This window comes from Lacticaseibacillus manihotivorans DSM 13343 = JCM 12514 (genome assembly GCF_001435035.1).
Classification (GTDB): domain Bacteria; phylum Bacillota; class Bacilli; order Lactobacillales; family Lactobacillaceae; genus Lacticaseibacillus; species Lacticaseibacillus manihotivorans.
In genome coordinates this window covers 1-8,020 of the sequence record NZ_AZEU01000156.1, presented here as the reverse complement: position 1 = coordinate 8,020, position 8,020 = coordinate 1, and the positions used below count along the sequence as shown (strand labels likewise).

General features: G+C 48.1%; 7 protein-coding genes. 4 read left to right on the top strand and 3 right to left on the bottom strand.

All coding sequences use genetic code 11. The features are described 5' to 3' along the window. Positions 1-543 precede the first annotated feature (543 nt). The gene (locus tag FD01_RS09180; protein ID WP_056963860.1) at positions 544-2,001 is read left to right on the top strand and encodes an ABC transporter permease; all 1,458 of its coding nucleotides are present in this window, start codon (positions 544-546) and stop codon (positions 1,999-2,001) included. Positions 2,002-2,011: 10 nt separating this feature from the next. Continuing rightward, positions 2,012-2,686 carry an ABC transporter ATP-binding protein gene (locus FD01_RS09175; RefSeq protein WP_056963858.1) on the top strand — a complete coding sequence of 225 codons (675 nt, stop codon included), beginning with the start codon at positions 2,012-2,014 and terminating at the stop codon, positions 2,684-2,686. 116 nt (positions 2,687-2,802) lie between these two features. Here the strand turns inward: FD01_RS09175 and FD01_RS09170 are convergent, their stop codons facing one another. The 3 genes from FD01_RS09170 to FD01_RS09160 all read right to left on the bottom strand — a co-directional run bounded on the left by FD01_RS09170 (position 2,803) and on the right by FD01_RS09160 (position 6,301). Beyond that, a complete protein-coding gene (locus FD01_RS09170) occupies positions 2,803-3,282 on the bottom strand; it encodes a DUF4811 domain-containing protein (RefSeq protein WP_056963856.1) in 480 nt (159 codons plus the stop codon). Further along, on the bottom strand, positions 3,279-4,739 hold the full coding sequence (locus FD01_RS09165; protein ID WP_054718943.1) for an MDR family MFS transporter: 1,461 nt from the start codon (positions 4,737-4,739) through the stop codon (positions 3,279-3,281). Before FD01_RS09165 ends, FD01_RS09170 begins: the two co-directional genes overlap by 4 nt. 194 nt (positions 4,740-4,933) lie before the next feature. Further along, positions 4,934-6,301 (bottom strand): hemolysin family protein, encoded by a 1,368-nt coding sequence (locus FD01_RS09160; protein WP_056963854.1) that lies wholly within the window; start codon positions 6,299-6,301, stop codon positions 4,934-4,936. Positions 6,302-6,435: 134 nt separating this feature from the next. Here FD01_RS09160 and FD01_RS09155 point away from each other — a divergent pair, with 134 nt between their 5' ends. Together FD01_RS09155 and FD01_RS09150 are read left to right on the top strand one after the other, a co-directional pair. Beyond that, a complete protein-coding gene (locus FD01_RS09155) occupies positions 6,436-7,179 on the top strand; it encodes a TIGR02452 family protein (protein WP_056963852.1) in 744 nt (247 codons plus the stop codon). 7 nt (positions 7,180-7,186) lie between these two features. Continuing rightward, a complete protein-coding gene (locus FD01_RS09150; protein ID WP_054718946.1) occupies positions 7,187-7,813 on the top strand; it encodes a type 1 glutamine amidotransferase in 627 nt (208 codons plus the stop codon). Positions 7,814-8,020 lie beyond the last annotated feature (207 nt).

Genomic DNA, 8,020 nt, shown 5'->3' with positions numbered 1-8,020 from the left:
CTATGAGTCCTTTTTCTTGCACTTATCATCTTGCACTTAAATTGTAAATCAAAGGTGAAAAAAAACGTCGTTCAAGGTAGTGAACCTTGAGCGGACGTCTTCTCAGTCGATATTATCGCCGTCGTGAGTGCTTGCCCTGACGACATTTGGCGTGTCGGCCGATGGACTGCTGGTACATTAATTGTATAAAACGACACAGTGCAGTGATGCCCGTCACCAGAAGCGTCGCCGCAGCGGAAGCCACGACCAAAGTGAAGAGTAAGTCCAAACCTTTCACCGTCAGGAGATGGCGTCTCACCCGGGGGCGTTCAGAGCTCCCAGCTATCGTAGTATATCATGACACCCAAGTGAAGCCTATATTATCTGTGTAAATTATAATCAACATAAAATAGGCGATTTTCAATGACAGATACCACGGATTCCTTCTTTTTGCATAGCAGAAGTTTATTCACATTTTCCCCAAGTTTTCACCTTGAATTGCCACTTATTTATGCAAGAGTTTTCGCTAAGCTGAAGATATTGTTGAATAAGGGAGCGATTGTTATGAATTTTGTCAAACGCGCCTGGTTGAATTTGCGCTTTAAAAAAGGCCGCACCGCACTGCTGATTCTTGTGACTAGTGCCATTATGTTATTTGTGCTGGCGGGCCTTTTGATCAAAAGTGCCGCAACCACGGCGACGCAAAAAGCCAAAGACTCAGTTGGCGCCACCTTGACGTTAAGTGCCAATCGAGAAGCCGCCTTTAAGAAAATGCGGTCAACAACCAGCACAACATCTGGTAAGCCGACGATGCCAAAACTCACCACCAGTCCGGTGAAATTGAGCACTGCTAAGCAAATTGCCTCGTTATCTGGGGTTTCCAGCTACTCGGCAACGGTATCGACATCAGCTAACGCTAAAGGGTTTGATGCGATCGAAACGTCAAGCTCATCATCCTCAGGCTTTGGTGGGAAAATGCCAGGTGGCACGAGTGCATCCAGTGGCGACATTACCGTTTCTGGAGTCACTAGCACCGCGTCGAACGCAAACTTCTCTGATGGCACCTATACCATTACCTCAGGCCGGGGGCTGAAAGCCAGTGACGCTGATACCAAAAATGTCGTCATCGAAACTAACTTAGCCAAATCCAACTCGTTGAAAGTAGGGAGTACCATTAAGTTGAAGTCGACCACTGGTAGCAAGTCAATCTACACTTTAAAAGTTGTCGGCATTTACAAAGCCAAGTCTAGTGCCACCGCTTCGATGGGCCCAGGTCAATCAGATCCGGCCAACACGGTGTTCACTGGGACCGCTTTTGCCAACACCTTGAAAGGGAGCAAGTACGCTGGCACCGCAGATTCTGTGACCTTCAATGTTTCCACACCGTCTAAAGTCTCGAGTGTCAAAGCCCAAGCCAAGAAGCTGATCAACACTTCCAAGTATTCGATCAACTCTGATGATGCCTCTTATCAAATTGTCAAGTCCTCGATGAAATCCGTCACCGGTTTTGCCAACAAAATCGTCTGGCTGGTGGTGATCGCCGGCACGATTATTTTAGCCTTGATCGTGATCTTGATGATCCGCGAACGCCGTTATGAAATTGGTGTGTTGTTATCTTTAGGTGAAAGCCGCATGAAGATCATCGCCCAATTCTTCGTTGAATTGCTGGTGGTCTTGGTGATCGGCGTTGGCGTCGCTGGTGTTGGTGGGAAGTTTGTCGGCGATAAACTTGCGCAACAAATCGTCTCCACGCAAACCACCACGACTAGCACCACGAGTCAAATGAGCGGCACGCCTGGCGGCTCTGGCAATGCCCAAGGTGGCGCGCCAAGTGGTCAAATGGGCAATCGTGCCAATGCGATGGCTACACAAAAACAAAAGGAAACCAAGCTGTCCACGCAAGTCACACCACAAGCCATCTTGTTATTGATTGCGGTTGGGCTCGTGATCATTTTCATCGCCATTTTGGTCGGGGCAGGCGGGATCTTACGCTTGCAGCCAAAGAAAGTCTTGATCGGATAGGAGGACTGTCATGTTAACCACAGAAAAATTAACGTATTGGTACACCAGTGCCGATCAATCATTGTTCAAAGATGTCGATTTAGAGTTCAGCGCTGGCCACTCTTATGCGATCGTCGGCCGATCTGGCTCTGGGAAAACCACCATGGTATCCTTGCTGGCCGGCCTCGACAAACCGCGCGGGGGCAAAATCAAGTTCAACGGTGCCGATATTGCAGGCATTGGCTTATCCAATTACCGTAAAAATGATGTCGCCATCGTTTTTCAAGCGTATAACTTGTTCACCTACATGTCGGCTTTAGAGAATCTGATGTCGGCGATGGCCATCACAGGTTCCAAGCATAAAGGCGACAAGGCCTTCGCCAAGCAAATGCTCGCCAAGCTCGGGTTATCTGAAGAACAAATGACCAAAAATGTGCAAAAGCTTTCTGGTGGTCAACAACAACGCGTCGCCATTGCCCGTACCATGGTGTGTGATGCACCACTGGTGGTTGCCGATGAGCCGACTGGGAATTTGGATGAAGAAAACACCGATGCCGTGATCAACTTGTTCCAAGAAATTGCACGCGATCTTGGCAAATGTGTCATCATCGTCACCCATGAACCAGATGTGGCCAATCGCTGTGATGCGGTGATCCGCTTGGCCCACAAGCAGTTCACTTGGGAGAAAACCATTTCCGAAAACTAAACCATAAAAAGAAGCAATCACTGATCAGCCCAAACCCTCGGGTGTGATCAGTGATTGCTTTTTTGACTATCGCGATTGACAAACGCGCATCGTCTGCCATTTAGTTCATGATCAAATTATTTGGTGATGACTTGCCAACTGCTTGGTACCTTTAAGGTGATGTGCTTGGCGATCAGTTTGCCATCAAGGCCAGAGCCAGCGTACATCACTTCAGCAAACTTGGAATTGAATTTCAAGCGGGTGGTGCGCGTCACCAAACTGGCATCTGCGGCACCGCGTTGCAATTGTGTGGAAGTGGTTAAACTCGGGGCGGCTTTTTGTTGACCAGCTGCAGTGGCAAAGCCGTAAGCTGACATTTTTCCGTTAGTGCCAAGCTCATGCTTGACGACAGTTTTACCCACTAAAGCAGTCGTTGTGGTGCTGGTGGTTTCATGCATTCCAAAGTGCCAGGCATCATTGGCGGCAATGGCACAAACGGAAATCACGATCACGAGCCCTGTGGCCCAACTGCCGATCGTCCGCGGGCGACCATGTGTATCCAACACTCGATGATAGAAAAAGCCCAAAGCGGCTAACACGAATAAAATTAAAATCATGCGTGCGCACCTCCTTGGTCGATGGGATCATTTTCCAAGCGTAACGACAAGAGAAAACCACAGACACAAAGGATCAAGGAAACGACGAAGGCGGCGCGATAACCAGCCACTGTAGCTGCTTGCATCTGACGCGCAAACAACACTGGGGATGCGGCTTTTAAGGCAGCCGCTGGCGTATGTCCTGCAGTGACAGACGCTAACACAGAAACCATGATCGCCGTCCCAATGGAAGCCGCGATTTGGCGAATCGTGTTATTCACCGCAGTACCATGCGCGATCAAGTCAGCAGGCAAGGCGTTCATCCCGGCAGTGGTGACAGGCATGGTGACCATGGTGATCCCAAACATCCGCACCGTGTATAACACCGTCACGAACAAAATCGGTGAATCGGCCGTCAAGGTGATCAAGGGCATCGTGCCACATAAAAGCAGGAATAAGCCAGTGGTGGCCAAGCACTTAGCTCCAATCCGGTCAAAAATGCGCCCAGTGATCGGACTCATGATCCCCATCATAATGGCACCTGGCAACAAGATCAGCCCAGACTGGAAAGCCGATTGGCCGCGAATGGTTTGAATGTACATCGGCAAAACCATTTCCACGCCAACCATCGACATGAAGGCCACGGCAGTTAAAATCACTGACAGCGTGAAGGTCTTAGACGTGAAGACTCGCAATTCCAAAAGCGGTTTGTCCATATGCAATTGGCGATGGGCAAAAGCGGCAACTACCAAGACCCCGACTAACAAGAAGCCGATGACCACTGGACTGCTCCAGCCTTTGGTGCCGACTGCAGAAAAGCCATACAGCAGGGAACCAAAGCCAATCGTGGATTCCACAACGGATATGCTATCGATTTTCGGATTGGAGGTTTCCAGCACTTTATGCATCGAATAGCTGGCTAAAATAATCACGATTGCCACGATCGGCAACAGCATCGTAAACAATGCGCGCCATGAGTGGTTCAACAACACATAACCAGAAAGCGTTGGCCCGATCGCAGGCGCTAAGCCAATGACGATCCCAGCTAAACCCATGGCAGAACCGCGTTTAGCTGGCGGGAAAATCGAGTACATCACATTTTGAAACGTTGGCGCACTCATGCCGACGCCGATGGCTTGAATCAAGCGGCCTGCGAGCAATGCTGGGAAGCTCCAAGCAAAACGTGAAAGCAATGTCCCGACAAAGAAAATACTCATCGCCGTGAGGTATAAATGCTTCACATTGAATTTATTTAATAGCCAAGCTGAAACTGGGATCATGATCCCCATCACCAACATGAAACCCGTGGTCAGCCATTGCACGGAGCTAGCTGAAATATGAAAACTGGTCATTAAGGTAGGGAAGGCCGTGGTTAAAATGGTTTGGGTGATAAATGTGGTAAAAGTCCCGATCAACAAGGTCGCCACCAGCAAACCGCGGTGATACGGCTTGCCATTGACGTCTAAAGGTTTATCCAAGAAATTGTCGCTTCCTTTCTTATAATTAATCCATTAATAATGTTAGCACTAATTTTTCTGAAAATCTTATGAAAGTTTTTGAAACTGAACATGTCGTCTTAGCTGTATCAATTCTGTGATTTTCATAACTTTTTAGCCAGACAGTCGGGGGCAAAAAAAGACCTCCAATATGGAGATCTCCTTGCACGTCAATGTTATTGATCTTCTTCGTCATCTTCATCGACAGGGGGCAATTCTGGCCCGACAGTGACGTCAAACCAGTTGGCAAAGCCTCGAGCAAAGTCGGTGACGGTGAAGGTGTAGCGATCGATTTTGATTTCATCATGAAGCTTGATGTTGGGATGTTCTTCCGTTAAATACCCGGCGATGGTGACGATGTCAGATTCTTGGAAGGCTTTAAGCTTGGTGTGGAAGAACCGCTCAAAGTCATACAACGTGGTTTTCCCAGAAACTTTGAAGACGTCATCTTTATCGGTTTTGATGATATATTCATCGGAAACATCATCGATTTCGTCTTTGACCGTCCCAAACAATTCTTCGTAGATATCTTTATCCGTGACGATTCCACTGGTCCCACCGTATTCGTCCACCACGACGACGATTGGTGTTTGTTTGCGGATCATTTGTTGCAAAATGTTGTGGATCGGCATGCCTTCAGGAACGGTGACGATCGTACGCAAGATCTTGGAGACGCGCACAGAATCGTCCACTCGAGCTTGGCGCACCAAGTCGTAAATGTAGACATAGCCTAAGATCTTATCTTTATCACCGTCTGCAACCACTGGGAAACGGGAATAGCCTTCCGTTAAGTAATCGCGAATGACTTCTTTGACCGTCGTGTCGATGTCGATGACCACTAAGCTGGTACGATCGACCATCACGTCACGGGCTTCTTTATCGTTGAGGTCAAAGGCACGTTGCATGTAAGTGACATCATTTTGGTCCATTTCACCAGAACCAACGGCGGCTTTGGACAAGTTCAAGATTTCGGCTTGAGTGAAGACTTCATTGCCTTCATCGGCTGGTTTCATCCCGATCAAGCGCACAATGCCAGTGGCGCTTGAGTTCAACAACCAAACAAAAGGATAGAAGATAATATGGAAGTAATGCAGTGGGGTGACCACAAACATTAAGGATTTAATTGGTAAATCGATCGCCACGTTTTTCGGCACGATTTCCGTCAACACCACTTCTAAGTAAGTCAAGATCAACACGCCAAAAACGGCGCCGACGATGTGCAAACTGCCATTAGGTAATTGAAGTGGTGTAAGTTTCAACAGGTCTAAAAGTAAGAATTCAACGGTTTCTTCCCCGATCCACCCTAAAATGATCCCGGCGACGGAAACACCAACTTGGGTGGTGGAAAGATACTCGTTTAAGTTGTGGACCATCTTAAGCGCGCGTTTCAACTTTTTACGGCTGCCTTCACCGGCATCTAAAAGTTCCTCTAGCGCGCTTGGGCGACTTTGCACCAGCGCGAACTCACTTGCCACAAAAAAGGCGGCAAATAAGAAGGTGACGACCATCACCAGTAGGTTAGAGGCGACTTGGCCACTGTCCATTCAAACATTCCCCATTTCTTATTGTAAACTAGGTCCATTCTAGCATTGAAACCCATATTATAACAGCAGTTTACAGAAACTTCACACGCGGCTTGTGGTATGCTGGAGAAAACAGTCGTTAAGGAGTTTAGGTGATGAATCAAATTCAGATGTTTCGCCAAACGATGGCCGCCTTTAAAGCCGACCCAGAATGGCCGACTAGCCACTTAATTACAGAGTCGCTACCAGAAACCCCAGCACTTGGAGACAAAAAGGCGCCTTGGCGGGCGATCAATGACGATGTGTTTGCGGTGATGTCTGCTTATAATCAAAATGCTGGCGTGATGAATTTTGCCAGCCCGACGAATCCTGGTGGTGGCGTTGAGTATGGGGCTAAAGCCCAAGAAGAAAGTATTGCCAGAGGCACGTATTTGGTCCCAGCATTGCGGCAATTTGAATCCAGTTATTACGCGCCAAACCGTGCGGATGCTAATGGTGGGTTGAATACGCCGAATATGATTTATTCCAAGCGTGTCCGCCGGCTTTTTGACTATGATGGTCAGCGTTTGGTTGGGGCTTATGTGGATGTGGCCACAGTCGCGGCGCCAAATTTGCGGCGTTATCCCAATTTAGATGAAGATTTGGCGCTAAAAGATATCGCGCAAAAAGTGTTACAAACTTTGCGCGCCTTTAAAGCCAATGGCGTGCGCGTGCCGATCCTCGGGGCTTTTGGGTGTGGCGTGTTTGGCAATTCGCCATATGCCGTCGGGAAAATCTTTGGCGAAACCTTGCGGCGCAGTGAATTTGATGGTGCTTGGGAAATCGTGGTGTTTGCGTTATTTGATCCTAACGGCGACACCTATAGCCAATTTGTTAAAGGGTTAAAAAATCAGGAGTAGTGAAGAAATGGAAATTTTGGTATTACAACACGAAGACAATGAAGATCCCGGTTTGATCTTTGATTGGGCTGCTGCTCATGATATCGACTTAAAAGTGATGCGTCCAGATCTTGGCGACAACTTGACGCCGATCAACGCCAATGATCTCGATGGCGTGATTTTACTCGGCGGTCCGCAAAATGTGGATGACGATCATACTTGGTTAGCTGCAGAACGCATTTTGATTCGCAGCATGGATAAAATCGGCCGGCCAGTATTTGGCATTTGTTTAGGTGCGCAACAAATCGTCCGTGCTTTTGGGACACCGGTATTGCCAATGCCATTGCCAGAACTTGGCCGCGGCACCGTCGCACGTCCGGATGGCAGTGAATTGGCGGTATTTCAGTGGCATATGATGGGGATGGGCCAATTGCCGGGTGCTGAGATTCGCTACACCAATCAAGCCGTTACTAACCAAGGCTTTAGTTATCATCATCGCATCATGGGCGTCCAATTCCACTTGGAATTTACCCCCAAACAACAAGCAGCGATGATCGCGCATAGCGAATTTGCTGATTTGCCAGCATTGAATGAAATGGAACAAATTCAAGCTGTGACCGAATTGAACGGCTTGTTAGACGAAGTATTTCTATAAAACAAAGCGCCTCTGACGAGTTGAAGTCGTCAGGGGCGCCTTTTTAATGTTGGTCAATCCACAAACAGAAATTCAAACCGGTTGTGCTTGGTATCCAAGTTAATGGCGACATGCCGGTTGAGGTCTTCCACCACATTGCGGGCAAAAGTCATTTTCCCGCGTTTTACAATCAAGTTAGCCACTATCGTTAGCACTCAGACAAAATAA